Raw genomic sequence first — 16,943 nt, forward strand, 5'->3', positions numbered from 1 at the left:
TCGGCCACCGGGGTCAGGCACAGCAGCGCGTGTCACAGCGGACCGGGACGGTCTTGCAGCGCAGTGCGTGTCCGGCCGTCCGGCCGGCCGGCCGTCAGGCCAGGCCTGCCTCCTTCATCTGACGCAGTTCCTTCTTCATCTCGGAGACCTCGTCGCGCAGCCGGGCCGCGATCTCGAACTGGAGCTCCGCCGCGGCGGCCCGCATCCGGGCGGTCATCTCCTCGATCTGCTCCGCGAGCTCGGCCGCGGGACGATCGGTCGGCGCCGTCTCCCCCGACTTCTTCCTGCCGGACTTGGCGCCGCCTGCGGCTTTCCCGCCGAGGGCGGGGACGGGGGCCTTGGCACCCTTTCCGTCCTTGGACTGGCCGCGGTACCCCGATCCGAGCAGCTGCTCGGTGTCGACGTCCTCGCGGGCGATCTGCGCCACGATGTCGTTGATCTTCTTGCGCAGCGGCTGGGGATCGATCCCCTTCGCCTTGTTGTAAGCGACCTGCTTCTCCCTGCGGCGATTGGTCTCGTCGATGGCCTTCTCCATCGCCGGGGTGATCTTGTCGGCGTACATGTGGACCTGGCCGGAGACGTTGCGCGCCGCGCGGCCGATGGTCTGGATCAGGGAGGTGCCGGAACGCAGAAAGCCCTCCTTGTCGGCGTCGAGGATCGCCACCAGGGAGACCTCGGGCAGGTCGAGGCCCTCACGCAGGAGGTTGATGCCGACCAGCACGTCGTACTCGCCGGCGCGCAGCTCACGCAGCAGCTCGACGCGGCGCAGAGTGTCGACGTCGCTGTGCAGGTAGCGCACCTGGATGCCCAGCTCCAGGAAGTAGTCGGTGAGGTCCTCGGCCATCTTCTTGGTGAGCGTGGTGACCAGGACGCGCTCGTCCTTCTCGGTGCGGGTGCGGATCTCGTGCACCAGGTCGTCGATCTGGCCCTCGGTGGGCTTGACGACGACCTCCGGGTCGACGAGGCCGGTCGGACGAATGATCTGCTCGACGACGCCGTCCGAGCGGGACAGCTCGTACTGCCCGGGGGTGGCCGACAGGTAGACCGCCTGTCCGATGCGCTCCTGGAACTCCTCCCACTTCAGCGGGCGGTTGTCGAGCGCGGAGGGCAACCGGAAACCGTGGTCGACGAGGGTGCGCTTACGGGAGGCGTCGCCCTCGTACATGGCACCGATCTGCGGCACGGTGACGTGCGACTCGTCGATGACCAGCAGGAAGTCGTCCGGGAAGTAGTCGAGCAGGGTGTTGGGCGGGGAGCCGGGCGAACGGCCGTCGAAGTGCATCGAGTAGTTCTCGACGCCGGAGCAGGAGCCGATCTGGCGGAGCATCTCGATGTCGTACGTGGTGCGCATGCGCAGGCGCTGGGCCTCCAGGAGCTTGCCCTGCTGCTCCAGCTCGGCCAGGCGCTCGCCCAGCTCCTTCTCGATGTCGTTGACCGCGCGCTCCAGCCGCTCGGGGCCCGCGACGTAGTGGGAGGCCGGGAAGACGTAGAGCTGCTGGTCGTCGCTGATGATCTCGCCGGTGAGCGGGTGGAGCGTGGACAGCGCCTCGATCTCGTCGCCGAACATCTCGATCCGGACGGCCAGCTCCTCGTAGACCGGGAAGATCTCGATGGTGTCGCCGCGGACCCGGAAGGTGCCCCGGGTGAAGGCCATGTCGTTGCGCGTGTACTGGATGTCCACGAAGCGGCGCAGCAGCTCGTCCCGGTCGAACTCGTCGCCGACGCGGAGCGGGACCATGCGGTCGACGTACTCCTGGGGCGTACCCAGGCCGTAGATGCAGGAGACCGAGGCGACCACGACGACGTCGCGGCGGGTGAGCAGCGAGTTGGTCGCGGAGTGGCGCAGCCGCTCGACCTCCTCGTTGATCGAGGAGTCCTTCTCGATGTAGGTGTCCGACTGGGGGACGTACGCCTCGGGCTGGTAGTAGTCGTAGTACGAGACGAAGTACTCGACGGCGTTGTTGGGCAGCAGCTCGCGGAACTCGTTCGCCAGCTGGGCGGCCAGGGTCTTGTTCGGTGCCATCACCAGCGTGGGCCGCTGGAGCTTCTCGATCATCCACGCGGTGGTGGCGGACTTGCCGGTGCCGGTGGCGCCGAGCAGGACGACGTCCTTCTCGCCGGCTTCGACGCGCCGGGCGAGATCGGCGATGGCCGCCGGCTGGTCGCCGCTCGGCTGGTAGGGGCTGACGACCTCGAAGGGCGCCACCGTGCGTTCGATGTGGGAAACGGGCCGCATGCCATCCACCGTACGACCCCCCACTGACAATGGGCCCGGATCAGCGGTTCTGCGGGGTCCGGGAGCGCCGGTGGGCCAGCGGACGGCGGTAGCGGAGGGCGGGGTGGCGGGCCGCGGGGTGGCGGGCCGGGCCGGGGCCGGCGGGGTGCGCGGGGATGCCGGGCTTGTGGTCGACCGGGCGCCGGGCGGGTTCGCCCACCACCATGAGCGGGTCGAACATCACAACCACGCCCGCGAGGAGGAGGAAGGCGAGCGGGCCGATCAGCATGGGCGCGAGGAGGGCGGCAGGCGAGTCGCCCGTGACGGGTCCGGCCGTGTCGTGCACATGGACGTCGAGCGCGGCCATGCCCGTGTAGTGCATGCCGGCGACCGCGAGCCCCATGATCAGACTGGCGCCGACGCTCCACAGGAGGCCGCGGACCTGCCCCGCCGCCCACAGGGCCGCGGTGGCGGCGGCCATCGCTATGACGACGGACATGGCGACGGTGACGGTGTTGTACTCCAGGTCCCCGTCGAGGCGCATGCCGGCCATGCCCAGGTAGTGCATCGACGCGATGCCCAGACCGGTGATCGTGCCGCCGGTGAACAGGGCCGTTCCGCCGGCGTCCCGGTGGCCGACGATGAAGATGCCGATGCCCACCATCACAATGGCGACGGCCAGGCTCGCGAACGTCATCGGCATGTCGTAGCGGATCGGTGTGCCCTCGACCCTGAACCCCATCATCGCGATGAAGTGCATGGTCCAGATGCCGGAGCCGATCGCCGCCGAGCCCAGTGCCAGCCATCCGGGCCGCCACGACTGGGCGACCAGCATGGACCTGGTGGTGCAGCGCAGGCCGAGGGCCCCGCCGAGGCAGGCCATCAGGTAGGCCACCAGCGGTGTGACGAGTCCGTAACTGAATCCGTCGACCGTGCCTTGCATGCGCGGCTGTCCTTCCGCCCTCTTACGCCCTGGCTCCCCCGGAGTACGTCCCCCTCCCAGGACCGCACGGGCGGTCCGGGTCCAGAGAAGTATGACCGCCACCGGAATGGTCGAACGATTCTCCGGCAAAGAATCACGGCCTTGCCCCAGTTGTGCCGCCCCCGTGAGCACAGTTGAGCAACTCCATTCAGCCTGTGGCCATTCTGCACTCCTCCGCCGTTGACGGTCCGCTGTCACAGTGGTGCTGTTCGTGATCATTCGACGCGAGGAGTACGCATGCACGCGCGCGCTGTTGCCGTCACGACCACCGCGCTCCTGGGAGCGGCCCTGCTGGCGCCCGCCTCCTGGGCCCAGGGGTCCCGCAGCGGGCCGGGGCCGGTGGTCGTCGCCCACCGGGGCGCTTCCGCCTACGCGCCGGAGAACACCCTGGCCGCCGTCGACAAGGCGGCCGAACTGGGCATCGACTGGGTGGAGAACGACGTCCAGCGCACGAAGGACGGCGAACTCGTCGTCCTCCACGACGACAGCCTGCGTCGCACCACCGACGCCGAGGAGGTCTTCCCCGACCGGGCGCCCTGGAAGGTGAAGGACTTCACGGCCGCCGAGATCGCGCGCCTGGACGCCGGAAGCTGGTTCGGCGCCGCCTACACGGGCGCGCGCGTGCCGACGCTGGAGGAGTATGTCGACCGTGTCGAGCACCACCACCAGAAGCTGCTGCTGGAGATCAAGAATCCTGAGCTGTACCCCGGCATCGAGCGGGAGACGCTCAAGGTCCTCGGCAACGAGGGCTGGCTGGACCGGCGGCACGTCGTCGGCCGGCTGGTCGTGCAGAGCTTCAGCGCGGACAGTGTGCGGACCGTCCATGAGCTGAAGCCGGCCGTCAAGACCGGGTTCCTGGGCACGCCGCCCGTGTCCGACCTGCCCGCGTACGCCGAGTTCACCGACCAGATCAATCCCTCCTACGGCTCGCTCTCGCCGGTCTACGTGTCCTCGGTCCAAGCGTTCGAGGGGCCGCACGGCAGGCCGCTGGAGGTCTTCGCCTGGACGGTCGACGACGCGGACGACGCCCGGCGGACGGCCGGGTACGGAGTCGACGGCATCATCACCAACCGGCCCGACGTGGTCCGGGACGCGACGCGCGGGGGTGTGCCGGGAACCGGGTGACCTCGCCCGTACCGGGAGGAGGACTGCCGGTTCCGCGGGGCGTTGTCAGTGGTGGGCCGTACGGTGGTGCGCATGGACAGCCAGGGGCAGTACGTGCAGCGGGTGGCGTGGACCGTCGTCGGTACCGGCATCGGTCCGCTGCTGCTCGCCGCGACCGGCGAGGGCCTGGTCAACGTCGTGTTCCACGCCGCCGGGCCGGTCCGCGACCGGGCGCTGGACCGGCTCGCGGCGCGGCTGGGCGGCGAGCCGGTGGAGGCACCCGGCACCCCGCTGCTGACGGAGGCGGCGGAGCAGTTGGGGGCGTACTTCTCCGGTGACCGGCACGCCTTCGACCTGCCCCTGGACTGGTCGCTGATATCCGGGTTCAACCGGGAGGTGCTGCGGGAGCTGGCGTCCGGGGTCCCCTACGGAACGGTCGTCGGTTACGGCAAGCTCGCCGGCCGGGTGGGCCAGCCGGGCGCGGCCCAGGCCGTGGGCATGGCGATGGGCGCCAATCCGCTGCCGGTCGTCGTGCCCTGCCACCGGGTCGTGGGGAGCGACGGCGGCATCGGGGGGTTCGGGGGCGGTCTGGAGACCAAGAGGAAGCTGCTCGCGCTGGAGGGAGTCCTGCCCGAGCCACTGTTCTGACAGCTCGGCTGCCGGATGCGGTCCGTGCGGATCCGGTGACCCGGCAGGCGCCGCCCTCGGGTCACGTGGCCCTCGGGTCAGACGTAGTACCGCGCCTCGAAGATGTTCCCGTCCGGGTCGGTGAAGTAGAAGCTGCGCCTGGCCATGCCCCGGGCTCCGTAGGAATCGTATGAAAAGTCCGATACCGGGGCGCCCTGGTCCTCCAGACGGCCGCGCAGCGCGTCGAAGTCGCCTTCCGGCAGGGACAGGCAGACGTGGTTGACCGGATGGCCCGAGCTGTCGGCGGCATCGGGCAGCATCGTCATCCGCGGGGCCATGGTGAGCGGCATGAGGTCGAAGATCGTCTCCTCGTTGAGGCGTACGGAGGGGAACGGCACCGTTCCCGCCGCGAACTCGGTGACCCGCAAGGGCTCCATGCCCAGCGTCTTCTCGTAGAAGCCGACCGAGGTGAGCGGGTCGCGCACCCAGAGGACGACGTGGTCGAGGCGTGCCGTGTTGTCCGTCATGGTCACCAGCCTGGTGCCGGGACCCGGGGGCCGCAAGGGTTTGGCCCGGCGCCGTGCCCGCCAGAGATGAGGGAGAGCCGACGGACAGGAGGCGTACCTGTGGTGCTGGTGGTGTCGGAAGAGGTGCGGGAGGCGGTCGACTCGCGTCGGCCCGTGGTGGCCCTGGAGTCCACGATCATCGCGCACGGGCTGCCGCGTCCGCGCAATCTCCAGGTGGCGCGGGAGCTGGAGGAGGCGGTACGGCAGGAAGGGGCCGTTCCGGCCACGATCGCCGTGCTGGACGGACAACCCCGCGTCGGGCTCGGGAAGGAGCAGCTGGAACGGATCGCCAACGAGGACGGTATCCGCAAACTCGGCCACCGCGACCTGCCGCTCGCGGTGGCGGCCGGGGCGAGCGGGGCGACCACGGTCTCGGCGACCGCGTCGCTGGCGGCGGGGGCGGGCATCCGGGTCTTCGCCACCGGTGGGCTGGGCGGGGTGCACCGGGAGTGGACGGCGACGCAGGACGAGTCGGCCGACCTGGGCCTGCTGGCGCGCACCCGTATCACCGTGGTCTGCGCGGGGGTGAAGTCGATCCTGGACGTGCCGGCGACGCTCCAGCGGCTGGAGACCTTGGGGGTCGCGGTGGCCGGGTACGGCACGGACCGGTTCCCCGGCTTCTACCTCTCCGACTCGGGGCATCCGGTGGACTGGACGTTGCGTACGCCGCAGGAGGTGGCGTCGGTGATGCGGGCGCAGGACGCGCTCGGGACGCCGGAGTCGGCGCTGATCGTCGCCAATCCGGTGCCCGAGGAGGAGCAGCTCGATCCCGAGGTGCACGCGCGGGTGCTCGCCGACGCGCTGCGCGCGTGCGCGGAAGAGGGCGTCACCGGACAGGCGGTCACCCCGTTCCTCCTCGACCACCTGGTGCGGCACACGGACGGTGCCTCGCTGACCGCCAACCTGGCGGCGGTGCGCGGCAACGTGCGGCTGGCGGCACGGGTGGCGGCGGCCTGGACCGGGGCGTGACGGCGGGGCCGGACGGCACGCTGCTGGTGATCGGGGACGTGATCACGGACATCGTCGTCCGCCCCCGTGGGCCGCTGGCCGTCGGTACGGACACGGCCGCCTCGATCCGCCGGCTGCCCGGCGGCGCGGGCGCCAACGTGGCCTGCTGGGCCGTTCACGAGGGCTGCGAGGACGTACGGCTGTTCGGGCGGGTCGGTGCGGACGCGGCGGTCTGGCACGAGCGGGAGCTGGTGGCGGCCGGGGTACGGCCCCGTCTGGTGGTGGACGAGGAGGCGCCGACGGGGACGGTCGTCTGCCTGGTCGACGCGGGTGCCTCGGCCGAGCGGACGTTCCTGACGGACAGCGGGGCGTCGCTCCGGCTCGCGCCCGGCGACTGGTCGGACGCGCTGCTCGACGGTGTCGGGCATCTGCATCTGTCGGGTTACCTGCTGTTCTCCGCGCCGAGCCGCGCGCTGGTGGCGGTCGCGCTGGAAGCGGCACGCGCGCGTGGGGTGCCGGTGAGTCTGGATCCCGCGTCGGCCGGCTTCCTCGCGGAACTGGGTGCCGACCGGTTCTTCTCCCTCGTTCAGGGAGTGGATGTACTCCTGCCGAGTCATGACGAGGCGTGTCTGCTGACGGGGCTGTTCCGGACGGACGACTCGGCGGCCGACGCGGTGGTCGGCGCGGCGGCCGACGCAGGGGCCGGCGCGGCGGTCGAGTTGAGCCGTCGGGTGCCGCTTGTGGTCGCCAAGCTGGGAGCGGACGGTGCGGTGGTGGCGCGCGGCGGTGCCGTGTGCGCCCGGGTGCCCGCCGTACCGGCGACGCCCCGGGACGCGACGGGCGCGGGTGACGCCTTCACCGGGGCGTTCCTCGCGGCCCTGCTGTCGGGGGCGGGTCCGGCGGAGGCGGCGGCGCGGGGGTGCCGGGCGGGGGCGGAGGCGGTTGAACGGGTGGGCGGTCGGCCCGCCTGTATCCGGCCCCCGGCCCACGGCGGCTGACGTACGGGCGTCGCCATGAGGTCCGGCCTCGCTACGGCGACAGCTTCCGGCGTCCCGCACGGCGACCGCCCCGGCACGTCACGGTGACTGTCTTCACCGCCCGTCACGGCGGTTGCACCCACCTGTCAGGGTGACAGCAGTCTCACCTCCGCCGAGGGACAGGAACCGGAGCGGAGGCCGAGCAACGTTCAGGCGGACCCTGCACGTCGGCAGCCCGGCAGTGTGCCCGGGCCTCCGCGCCACCCGGCTACGCCTTGCGCCCCCATGCCGAGATCATGGGGGCCGTGGCCAGATCCATGGACCCCGAGGCGACGTTGGCGAGATGCCGGTCGATGTCCTGGTCCGTGGCGAGGCCGGCGGTGACCAGTTGGTCGCGGACCTGGCGGATCGTGGCGGACTCCAGGGCGGCACAGGCGGGTGAGGTCACCGGGAAGTGCGCGTCCGCCTCGACCCGGCGCAGACCGGCCTCCCGCAGCAGCCGCGGCAGTTGCCGGCCGTAGGACAGGTCGGCGCCACGACGGGCCAGCAACTTGCGGAAGGCGTGCCGCAGCTGGTTCGCCAGTTGCTGCTCGGGCCCGTACTCGTCGGGGCACAGCAGCGGCTGGAGCGCGGGGTCGGCGTCCTCCACCAGGAGGCGTCCGCCGGGGCGCAGGGACCTGACCATGGACCGCAACGCCCGTTCCCGCTCCGGTACATGAACGAGTACGAGCCTTGCGTGCACCAGGTCGAAGCTCTCGCCCGGCGGGTCCTGTGCGCCCACGTCGTGCACCCGCACCTCGACCGGCGGCCGGGCGGCCGGGGCGAGACGCGAGGTGTCGATGTCGGTCGCGACGATCCGTCCCGTGGGGCCCACCTTCTTGGCCAGCCACGAGACCACGGAGGTGCCGCCGGCTCCGACCTCCCAGCAGCGCCAGCCCGGTCCGATGCCCATGGCGGTGAGGTGCCGGAACGTCGTGGGATCGAAGAGGGTGGCGAAGGCATCGAAACGCTCCGCCGCCTCGGTCTGCCGGTTGTCGAGGAGATATCCGTCGGTTCGCGTCATGGGGCGATCATCCCAGTTGCCCGGCTTGTCGGAAGGGGCCGACGCTCCGAACGGAACCGGGCTGTCCGCATCCGGGTACGACCGGTTGTCCACAGCCGGGAACCAAGCGGAATCTCCCCTTTCCACAGGCCCGTCCGAGGTCCGCGCCGGCCTGGCAGACTGGCGCGGCAGGCGCGGGAAGCACGGCGCACGGGGAAGTACGCGAGGAGATCCGTATGTCCATGGCAGGGAATCTGCGGAAGGTCACGAGCCTCGGCAAGGGCGGACACCTCCGCCGCGTGGCGCGGCTCGCCCGCCGGCGTCCGCGCGTCGACCTCAGCCATCCCGCGCGCTCCCCGCTGGGCTCTTCGGTGGTCAACTGCGTGACGTACCGGGACGGGAACCGCGTGCCCGGGGCTGTCGGTCTGGTGGACGCGGTGGAGCGGGTACGCAAGCGTGGGGACGGTTTCGTCTGGCTCGGGCTGCACGAGCCGACGGACGAGGAGTTCGCGGACATCGCGGAACTCTTCGATCTGCATCCGCTGGCGGTCGAGGACGCCGTCGAGGCCCACCAGCGTCCGAAGCTGGAGCGGTACGGGGAGACGCTCTTCGCGGTCTTCAAAACGGTCTGTTACGTCGAGCACGAGGAACTGACGGCCACCAGCGAGGTGGTGAACACCGGCGAGATCATGGTCTTCACCGGCCAGGACTTCGTGGTGACCGTGCGGCACGGACGGCACGGTTCACTGGGGCCGCTGCGCGAGGAGCTGGAGTCCGATCCCCGGCAGCTCGCCAAGGGACCCTCGGCTGTGCTGCACGCGGTCGCGGACCATGTCGTCGACGACTTCCTCACCGCCATCGACGCGGTGCAGGCGGATGTCGACCATGTCGAGACGGCCGTGTTCGCGGAGGACGGCGCACGGCTCGACCCCGGGCGGATCTACCAGCTCAAACGCGAGCTCCTGGAGCTGAAGCGGGCGGTGGTACCACTCGGCCGGCCGCTGGAGGAACTGGCCACCCGGCCGATCCGGGTGGTGGACCCGGAGATACAGGCCTACTTCCGTGACGTCTCCGACCACCTGCTGCGGGCCACGGAGCAGATAGCCGCCTTCGACGAACTGCTCAACTCCATCCTCCAGGCGCACCTCGCGCAGGTCACGGTCGCGCAGAACGCGGACATGCGGAAGATCACGGCCTGGGCGGCGATCGTCGCCGTGCCGACCATGGTCTGCGGCATGTACGGCATGAACTTCGACCACATGCCGGAACTGCGATGGCGGTACGGCTACGGCTTGGTCCTGGGCGTGATCGCCGTCGCCTGTCTGACGCTGTACCGGGGGTTCCGGCGGAACGACTGGCTTTGACGACGCGCTGCGAACGACCGGCTTCGCACGGCCGGCTTCGAACAACCCGCTCCGGTCCCGCGCGCGGCAGATCTGCTGATCCGTGCGCTCCGGACGCACTACCCGTTCCAGGCGGGGTGACGCGGGTCGTCGGCACGGACCAGGATGTCCGCGGCACCGGAAGGGTCGGTCTCGTGTTCGTAGCGTTCGAAGGCGGGCAGCGTCCATCGCTCGGCCTCGGCGGTACGGCGGCGCAGTGCGCCGGGGGTGAGGAGAAGGTGGACGCTCAGGTCGATGGGGAACCAGTGGCGCAGCAGGAAGGGACCGTGCAGCAGCAGGATCCCGCCGGACGGGAGGTGGACGTAGGGTCTGCGGGTGGCGCGGTCGGTGACCGGGTCCCAGAGGTCGGGCAGGATCCGCCCGTCGCCGCCCGGCTCGAGGGGGCCGAAGACCTCGCGCCACAGAGCGCGGGTGTCGTACCAGCCGTCGTAGTACGAGTCGGCGTCCTGGCGGCCGTGTTCGAGCCGCAGAGAGGCGGGGCGCAGGAAGCCGTCCGTGCCGACGACCAGAGAGGGCCGCCCGAGAGGGCGGAGCGCCTCGGCGACCCGCTCGGCGAGGTCACCGGGGCGGGCCGCGGGGGCGCCGTCGATGGCGACGCGGCACCAGGGACCGTCGTCGGCCGGTTTCAGGTCGAGCAGACGCTCGGCGAGCAGGCCGCCGAGCCGGTCCCAGGTGATCGCTTCCCATCCCACAGCACCCATGATGCGACAGGCCGGAAAGGCCGAGGGCACGGGCGCACGTACAGGCTCAGGCACAGGAACGGCACGGGCACACGGCACACGGGCTGGGTGGGGCGGCCTCCCGGGTATGGCTCGGGTGGCGAAGACGAGGGAACAAGTCACGGGGGGGGACGGATGACATTCGTCGAGGAGCGGGGGCGGACATGATCGAGGGGCCGTACTTCGTGCTGACGGTGCTGGGAGTACTGGGAACAGGGCTGGTGGCCGGCGTCTTCTTCGGCTTCTCGGCCTTCGTCATGCGCGGACTGGCCGCGCTGCCGCCCGCGCGGGGCGTGGCGGCGATGCAGGCGGTCAACGTGGCCGCGGTGACGCCGCCGTTCATGATCCTTTTCGTCGGGTCGGCGCTGCTGTGCGCGGTGCTCGCCGTGGTGACCTTCGTGCTCCGGCCGGAGGAGGGCACCGTGGAACTGCTCCTGGGCAGCGGGCTGCACCTGATCGGCTCGTTCGGGCTCACCATGGTCGCCAACGTGCCCCGCAACGACGCGCTGGCCCGGCTGGAACCGGAGAGCGCGGAGGCGACCGCGTACTGGCCCAGGTACGTACGCGAGTGGACGGCGTGGAACCACGTCCGTCCAGCGGCGTCGGCCGGAGCGGCGGTGTCGTACATATCGGCCCTCACCTGAGCGACGCCCGGCGCCCGAAGCCCGATGCCGGCCCTGCGGACGCCCGGCGATCAGGTGCCGTCGCGGCCGCCCTGCGGGGGTGGTCGGCCGGACGTATCGTGACAGGGAGAGTGCGGCGCCCGCGCACGGCCTGACCCCGCTCACACAAGGAAGACGGCCATGGCCGACCCCAAGGGATTCATCACCACGCCCCGCCAGGAGTGGCCCCGCAGGCCGGTGGAGGAACGGGTGCGCGACTGGGACGAGGTGTATGTCCCGGGGGCTCTGCTGCCGATCATCAGCAAGCAGGCCGGCCGTTGCATGGACTGCGGCATTCCCTTCTGCCACCATGCCTGTCCGCTGGGCAACCTGATCCCCGAGTGGAACGACCTGGTCTCCCGGGAGGACTGGCGGGCGGCGAGTGAGCGGCTGCACGCCACCAACAACTTTCCGGAGTTCACGGGCCGGTTGTGCCCGGCGCCGTGCGAGGCGGGGTGTGTGCTGGCGATCAATCAGCCGGCCGTCACGATCAAGAACGTCGAGTGCGCCATCGCCGACCGGGCATGGGAGGAGGGCCTCACGCCGCCGTGCCCGCCGGACCGGTTGTCGGGCAGGACGGTGGCGGTGATCGGGTCGGGGCCCACGGGTCTCGCGGCGGCACAGCAGCTGACCCGGGCGGGGCACACGGTCGCCGTGTACGAGAGGGACGACCGGATCGGGGGGCTGATGCGGTACGGCATCCCCGAGTTCAAGATGGAGAAGCGGCATCTGGAGCGGCGGATCGAGCAGATGCGGGCGGAGGGGACGAGGTTCCGTACGTCCACGGCGGTCGGGCGGGACATCGCCGCGGAGGAGTTGTGGGCCAGGTACGACGCCGTGGTGGTCGCCACGGGGGCGACGGCGTGGCGGGAACTGGAGGTGCCGGGGCGGGAGTTGGCCGGAGTGCATCAGGCGATGGAGTATCTGCCGCTGGCCAACCGGGTGTGCGAGGGGGATCTCGGGGTCTCTCCGCTGTCCGCCGCCGGGAAGCACGTCGTCATCGTCGGCGGGGGTGACACGGGGGCGGACTGTCTGGGCACGGCGGTACGGGACGGTGCCGCGTCCGTGACCCAGCTGGACATCTACGCGCAGCCGGGTACGGAACGCGACGAGGAGGCGGAGCCGTGGCCGACGTATCCGCGGCTGTACCGGCTGTCGGCGGCGCACGAGGAGGCACGGGACCTGCGTTCCGCGCCGATGGCGGACTCGGACGCACGGCTGTTCGCGGCGTCCACGCTGCGTCTCACCGGGGACGCGGACGGGCATGTGCGGGAGCTGCACCTGACCGGGGTGAACGCCGGGCGCCGCCCGCTGCCCGGTGCCGAGCGGACGCTCCCGGCCGATCTGGTGCTGCTCGCCCTCGGTTTCTCCGGGCCGGACCGTGCGGACGGGCTGGTCGGCCAGTTGGGACTGGAGTTGGAACCGCGCGGCACGCTCGCGCGGGGCGCGGGGTTCGAGACCAACGTCCCCGGGGTGTTCGCCGCGGGGGACGCCGCGCGCGGGCAGTCGCTCATCGTGTGGGCGATCGCGGAGGGGCGGGCGGTGGCGGCGGCCGTCGACCGTCACCTGACCGGCCGGCCCTCGCCCCTGCCGGCACCGATCGGTCCGTACGACCGACCGATGACGGCCTGAGCGACAGTCGTCGCGCCCGGCTCCGCGACCGACCGCCGACCCGACGGGGCCGGGACGGGGAGCAACCCGCCCCCCCCGGACGGGGAGCAGTCCGCGCCCCCTCCTGGACGGGGAGCAGCCCACGCCCCCCTCCCGGACGGGGAGCAGCCCGCGCCCCGGGTCAGGGCTTGCGTGCCACCGCCCCGTACCCGGGAATCACACCGTCCTCCTGGCCGGATACCGGCTCGCCCAGTTCGGGGTGCCACAGGTGGGGCACCTGGACGCCCGGTTCGACGAGGTCGAGGCCGTCGAAGAGGCGGGTGAACTCCTCGCGGGAGCGCAGGGCCAGGGTGACCCCCGCGGCCTTGAGCTTCTCGGTGGCCGCCCGCGACTCCTCGGGGGTGAAGTCGGAGGTCGCGTGGGTCACCACGAGGTAGCTGCCGGAGGGCAGCGCCGCCAGCAGGCGGCGGACCAGGTCGTGGGCGCCGTCCTCGTCCGAGACGAAGTGCAGCAGCGCGATGAGCGACAGCGCGACGGGACGGTCGAGGTCCAGTATCTTGCGGGCACCGTCCAGGATGGCGTCCGGGTCGCGGACGTCGGCCTGGAGGTACTCGGTCGCCCCTTCGGGGGTGCCACGCAGCAGGGCCGCCGCGTGCGCCAGCACGATGGGATCGTTGTCGCAGTAGACGACGCGGGCGTCGGGCGTGGTCTCCTGGGCGACCTGGTGGAGGTTGGGCTCGGTCGGTATGCCGGTGCCGATGTCCAGGAACTGCCGTACGCCCTGGCGCGACAGCCAGCGGGTGGCCCGGTGCATGAACGCGCGGTTGACGCGCGCCATCACCGGGACCCGCGGGTCGAGGGTGAGCATCTGACGGCCCATCTCCTCGTCGACGGGATAGTTGTCCTTGCCGCCGAGGTACCAGTCGTACATACGTGCGGGGTGAGGTCTGCTCGTGTCGATCTCGACGGGCTGCTGTCCGGTCATGACGGACTCCAGAGGGCTGAGCCGGGTGGGCGGTGAGCGATCAAGGTCAGCGATCAAGGTCAGTGATCAAAGTCGGTGATCAAGGTCAGCGATCAAGTGGAACGGGAGGCTTAGAGGCAAGCTGTGCGCAAAGGTTCAGAAGAGCAGGTTCAGGAGAGCAGGAAGTCCGCCTCTCCGGCCTTCGCTCCCTCGATGAAGGCCGTCATCTCGTCGGACGTGTAGATCAGCGCGGGTCCGTCGGGGTCGGTGGACTGGCGGACGGCGATCCGCCCGTCGGCGAGCTTCATCGCCTCCAGGCAGTTGCCGCCGTTGCCGCCGCTCCACGGCTTGTGCCAGCCCTCGCTGCCCAGCTCGCGCGCGGGCATGCCGTTGTAGATGCGCTGGCCGCGTATCCGTGACCTGGGCTGGGACGTGATGCGATCCATTACAGCTCCTTGCGGAGATCCCGGAGGATCTCTTTTGTGCGATGTGCCGTAGCGGCCTGCGCCGCCATGCGGTCCATGACCTCGAGGTGGGTCGCCACCTCGGCACGCGCGTCGAGGTAGACGGCGCCGGTCAGGTACTCGCTGTACACCATGTCCGGGAGTTCCGGCACGGCGAATCGGAAGAGCACGAAGGGCCCGTACGTGCCGGGGTGCGGCCCGTTGGCGAACGGGGCGACCTGGAGGGTCACGTTGGGCAACTCCGCGGCGTCGAGCAGTCTGTCGGCCTGGTCCCGCATCACCTCAGGGCCGCCGACCGGGCGGCGCAGCACGGTCTCGTCCATGACGACCCACAGGCGGGGCGCGTCCTCGCGGGTGAGCAGTTCCTGGCGTCGCATCCGCAGATCGACATGGCGTTCGATGTCGTCGGGGCGGGTCTGGCCGATGGCGCCCGACTGCAGCACCCCGCGCGCGTAGGCCTCGGTCTGGAGCAGTCCGGGAACGAAGTGCGGTTCGTAGGACCGGATGAGGGACGCGGCGCCCTCCAGGCTGACGTACATCGAGAACCAGCCGGGCAGGATGTCGTGGAAGCGCTGCCACCACCCCGGTTTGTTGGCGTCCTCGGCCAGCAGGACGAAGGCGTCGGCCTCCTCCTCGGAGACGCCGTACGCCTTCAGGAGCAGCTGGAGGTACGGGATCTTCAGCGCGACCTCGGCCATCTCCATACGGCGGACCGTGGCGGGGGCGACGCGGAGGATGCGCGCGGCTTCCTCGCGCTTCATCCCGGCGCTTTCCCGCAGGTCCAGCAGGCGTCGGCCGAGGACGACCTGACCGACGGTCGGCGCGGACCGCGGTTCGCTCACCGCTCCACCTCCACGAAGAGTCCCTATGTCATGTGCCGAGCCGTACGAGCCGTATCGGGCCGTATCAAGCCCGTATCGAGCTGTACTGAAGTCCGCCGAGCGTGCCGGGCAGGCCGCGAGCGCGCGCGGACAGACCGGCGGCGCCCTCCCCGGACCCGTTCCGGAGTCCGGTCAGACCTCGGACCGGATCTGAAGTGGCGCCGCTCGACGTGCTGTTGCGAGCAGTGTGCCACGCCCGTCCAGAACGTCACACAGCACTCTGCAATTTTCAGAGTGACTCTTGCCAAGTGTTCCCGGCGGGGCGATAGTGGCAAGCGTGATTCCGTCCGCGCCTTTAGGAACAGAGGCCGCCTCGGGCCCCCACGGCCCGGGCGCCGCCACGGGAGCCGCCCCCTGCGGGCCGGCTGCCGAGCGCCGGTTCCGCTTCGAACTGGCCGCCCATCCGGGTTCCCCCGCCCAGGCCAGACGCCTGACGCGCGCCCGGCTGACCGGCTGGTCGGTGTGTGAGGACACCTGCGACACGGCGGCTCTGGTCGTCTCGGAGCTGGTCACCAACGCCATCGTGCACACGGCGAGCAGCCGCATAGTGTGCGAGCTGTCCGACCGCGCCGACCTGGTCCGCATAGCCGTACGGGACGAGGGGTGCGCGCCGGGCCAGCCGCAGCCGTCGTCCCGGCGGCAGCCCGAGGACGAGCACGGCAGAGGACTGCTCCTGGTCGATGCCCTGTGCCACGCCTGGGGCGCGCAGGAGCACGGTCCCGGGCTGCTGGTCTGGGCCGAACTGCCGCACACGGCCGACGTTCCACCGGAACCGTCCCTACCGGCGGAATCTCCGGACCCCGCGGCCGACCCCCGGGAACCCTCCGGAACCCGCACCCCCTCTGGACCCCGGGAACCCTCCGGAACCCGCATCCCCTCTGGACCCCGGGAACCCTCCGGAACCCGCATCCCCTCTGGACCCCGGGAACACTCGGAACCCAGCGCCCCCTCCGGCCCCCGGGAACACTCCGGACCCCGAGACCCCTCCGGATCCCCCGAACCGTCCGGTTCACCCGGACACCTTGCCGCGCCCGAGCCGCGCGGCGACCTGGGATGGGGTGCCCGCCCCAAGCCCGGCCCGCCCGCCCCGCCCGGCGCGGGTTCCGGCGATGACGAGGGCGGTGATGACACCGCCGACAAGACCCACGGCACACGGCACCACGGAACGGAACGACACGGAACGGACCGGCACGGAACAGGACGACGCGGAACGGCACGGCACGGAACGGGGGGAGAACGGCTGTGAGGGCTGCATCGGGTGCTCGGGTACGCGGCCTGGACACACTGGTCCGGCTCCAGCGCCGGCTGAACGCGCCGCGGACACCGCACCGCCTCCCCGTACCCGATGGCATGAGCGCCCCGCTGGGCTGTGACGCGGTGGCGGTCCCTCCGATGCTGGGCCAGCGGGTACTGCCCCGGCTGCCCCGCGTGGGGTGCGTCTACGCCGACGAGGCGCACTGGTGGTGGATCGTCCCCTCCGACTCCGACTACGCCATGGAGTGGCCGGCGCCCGCGCAGTACGCCGCCGGCGCGGTCCTGCCCGACCTGCTCGACGTCCCCGGCCTGCTCTACCGCCCGGACGGCGAGGTCCCGTACACCCCGCCCATCCCCCTCTACCTAGCGGTGTGCCGGCTGACGGGCACCACACCGTCCTGGTCCCGCCCGGTCTCCGCCTGACCGAGGGCCCGTGGCGCCGGACCCCGCGGCGCACGCGGGAACCGTCGTGCGCCCGCGCGCTCCGGTGTCCCCCGGTCACGCCCTGTCCCCGCGTGGGCCGC

At 71.4% G+C, this 16,943-nt stretch carries 16 protein-coding genes and 1 pseudogene; 9 read left to right on the forward strand and 8 right to left on the reverse strand.

Translation table 11 applies throughout. The annotated features are described in order from the left end of the window. Positions 1–94 precede the first annotated feature (94 nt). Both uvrB and J7I94_RS14665 read right to left on the reverse strand, forming a co-directional pair. Entirely contained in the window at positions 95–2,236 is a 2,142-nt protein-coding gene (gene uvrB, locus J7I94_RS14660; protein ID WP_215167512.1) for an excinuclease ABC subunit UvrB, read from the reverse strand. Positions 2,237–2,276: 40 nt separating this feature from the next. Continuing rightward, on the reverse strand, positions 2,277–3,158 hold the full coding sequence (locus J7I94_RS14665; RefSeq protein ID WP_215167513.1) for an MHYT domain-containing protein: 882 nt from the start codon (positions 3,156–3,158) through the stop codon (positions 2,277–2,279). Between the two features lie 276 nt (positions 3,159–3,434). Between J7I94_RS14665 and J7I94_RS14670 the strand changes: the two genes are divergently transcribed. Next, on the forward strand, positions 3,435–4,322 hold the full coding sequence (locus J7I94_RS14670) for a glycerophosphodiester phosphodiesterase family protein (protein ID WP_215167514.1): 888 nt from the start codon (positions 3,435–3,437) through the stop codon (positions 4,320–4,322). Positions 4,323–4,394: 72 nt separating this feature from the next. Further along, a complete protein-coding gene (locus tag J7I94_RS14675; protein ID WP_215167515.1) occupies positions 4,395–4,949 on the forward strand; it encodes a methylated-DNA--[protein]-cysteine S-methyltransferase in 555 nt (184 codons plus the stop codon). 77 nt (positions 4,950–5,026) lie between these two features. On the opposite strand, the gene J7I94_RS14680 is transcribed toward J7I94_RS14675, so the two are convergent. Further along, the gene (locus J7I94_RS14680; protein WP_215167516.1) at positions 5,027–5,455 is read right to left on the reverse strand and encodes a VOC family protein; all 429 of its coding nucleotides are present in this window, start codon (positions 5,453–5,455) and stop codon (positions 5,027–5,029) included. Positions 5,456–5,557: 102 nt separating this feature from the next. Between J7I94_RS14680 and J7I94_RS14685 the strand changes: the two genes are divergently transcribed. Both J7I94_RS14685 and J7I94_RS14690 read left to right on the forward strand, forming a co-directional pair. Next, complete coding sequence (locus tag J7I94_RS14685) at positions 5,558–6,463, forward strand: pseudouridine-5'-phosphate glycosidase (protein ID WP_215167517.1); 906 nt, start codon at positions 5,558–5,560, stop codon at positions 6,461–6,463. Then, complete coding sequence (locus J7I94_RS14690) at positions 6,460–7,440, forward strand: sugar kinase (RefSeq protein ID WP_308114575.1); 981 nt, start codon at positions 6,460–6,462, stop codon at positions 7,438–7,440. Before J7I94_RS14685 ends, J7I94_RS14690 begins: the two co-directional genes overlap by 4 nt. A 247-nt stretch (positions 7,441–7,687) precedes the next feature. On the opposite strand, the gene J7I94_RS14695 is transcribed toward J7I94_RS14690, so the two are convergent. Beyond that, positions 7,688–8,482, reverse strand: a complete 795-nt coding sequence (locus tag J7I94_RS14695; protein ID WP_215167518.1) for a methyltransferase domain-containing protein — start codon at positions 8,480–8,482, stop codon at positions 7,688–7,690. A 215-nt stretch (positions 8,483–8,697) separates the two neighbouring features. Between J7I94_RS14695 and J7I94_RS14700 the strand changes: the two genes are divergently transcribed. Beyond that, a complete protein-coding gene (locus tag J7I94_RS14700; protein ID WP_215167519.1) occupies positions 8,698–9,825 on the forward strand; it encodes a magnesium and cobalt transport protein CorA in 1,128 nt (375 codons plus the stop codon). A gap of 98 nt (positions 9,826–9,923) precedes the next feature. On the opposite strand, the gene J7I94_RS14705 is transcribed toward J7I94_RS14700, so the two are convergent. After that, positions 9,924–10,556 (reverse strand): uridine kinase, encoded by a 633-nt coding sequence (locus tag J7I94_RS14705; protein WP_215167520.1) that lies wholly within the window; start codon positions 10,554–10,556, stop codon positions 9,924–9,926. Between the two features lie 191 nt (positions 10,557–10,747). Between J7I94_RS14705 and J7I94_RS14710 the strand changes: the two genes are divergently transcribed. Both J7I94_RS14710 and J7I94_RS14715 read left to right on the forward strand, forming a co-directional pair. Beyond that, a complete protein-coding gene (locus tag J7I94_RS14710; RefSeq protein ID WP_215167521.1) occupies positions 10,748–11,227 on the forward strand; it encodes a DUF1772 domain-containing protein in 480 nt (159 codons plus the stop codon). A 159-nt stretch (positions 11,228–11,386) separates the two neighbouring features. Continuing rightward, positions 11,387–12,877, forward strand: coding sequence for a glutamate synthase subunit beta (locus J7I94_RS14715; RefSeq protein ID WP_215167522.1), 1,491 nt, complete (start codon positions 11,387–11,389; stop codon positions 12,875–12,877). A 160-nt stretch (positions 12,878–13,037) separates the two neighbouring features. Here the strand turns inward: J7I94_RS14715 and J7I94_RS14720 are convergent, their stop codons facing one another. The 3 genes from J7I94_RS14720 to J7I94_RS14730 all read right to left on the reverse strand — a co-directional run bounded on the left by J7I94_RS14720 (position 13,038) and on the right by J7I94_RS14730 (position 15,126). Further along, positions 13,038–13,841: an SAM-dependent methyltransferase gene (locus J7I94_RS14720; RefSeq protein WP_215167523.1), complete on the reverse strand. Its 804-nt coding sequence runs from the start codon at positions 13,839–13,841 to the stop codon at positions 13,038–13,040. Between the two features lie 149 nt (positions 13,842–13,990). Continuing rightward, positions 13,991–14,266, reverse strand: coding sequence for a DUF397 domain-containing protein (locus J7I94_RS14725; protein ID WP_215167524.1), 276 nt, complete (start codon positions 14,264–14,266; stop codon positions 13,991–13,993). Beyond that, the gene (locus J7I94_RS14730) at positions 14,266–15,126 is read right to left on the reverse strand and encodes a helix-turn-helix transcriptional regulator (RefSeq protein ID WP_215167525.1); all 861 of its coding nucleotides are present in this window, start codon (positions 15,124–15,126) and stop codon (positions 14,266–14,268) included. Before J7I94_RS14730 ends, J7I94_RS14725 begins: the two co-directional genes overlap by 1 nt. Before the next feature lie 307 nt (positions 15,127–15,433). Here J7I94_RS14730 and J7I94_RS38350 point away from each other — a divergent pair. Together J7I94_RS38350 and J7I94_RS14740 are read left to right on the forward strand one after the other, a co-directional pair. Beyond that, positions 15,434–15,935 (forward strand): annotated as a pseudogene (locus tag J7I94_RS38350) (ATP-binding protein); the annotation flags it as partial. A 472-nt stretch (positions 15,936–16,407) separates the two neighbouring features. Further along, positions 16,408–16,842, forward strand: a complete 435-nt coding sequence (locus tag J7I94_RS14740) for a hypothetical protein (RefSeq protein WP_215167527.1) — start codon at positions 16,408–16,410, stop codon at positions 16,840–16,842. Positions 16,843–16,943 lie beyond the last annotated feature (101 nt).

The sequence above is a fragment of the Streptomyces sp. ISL-12 genome (genome assembly GCF_018614415.1).
Taxonomy (GTDB): Bacteria; Actinomycetota; Actinomycetes; order Streptomycetales; family Streptomycetaceae; genus Streptomyces.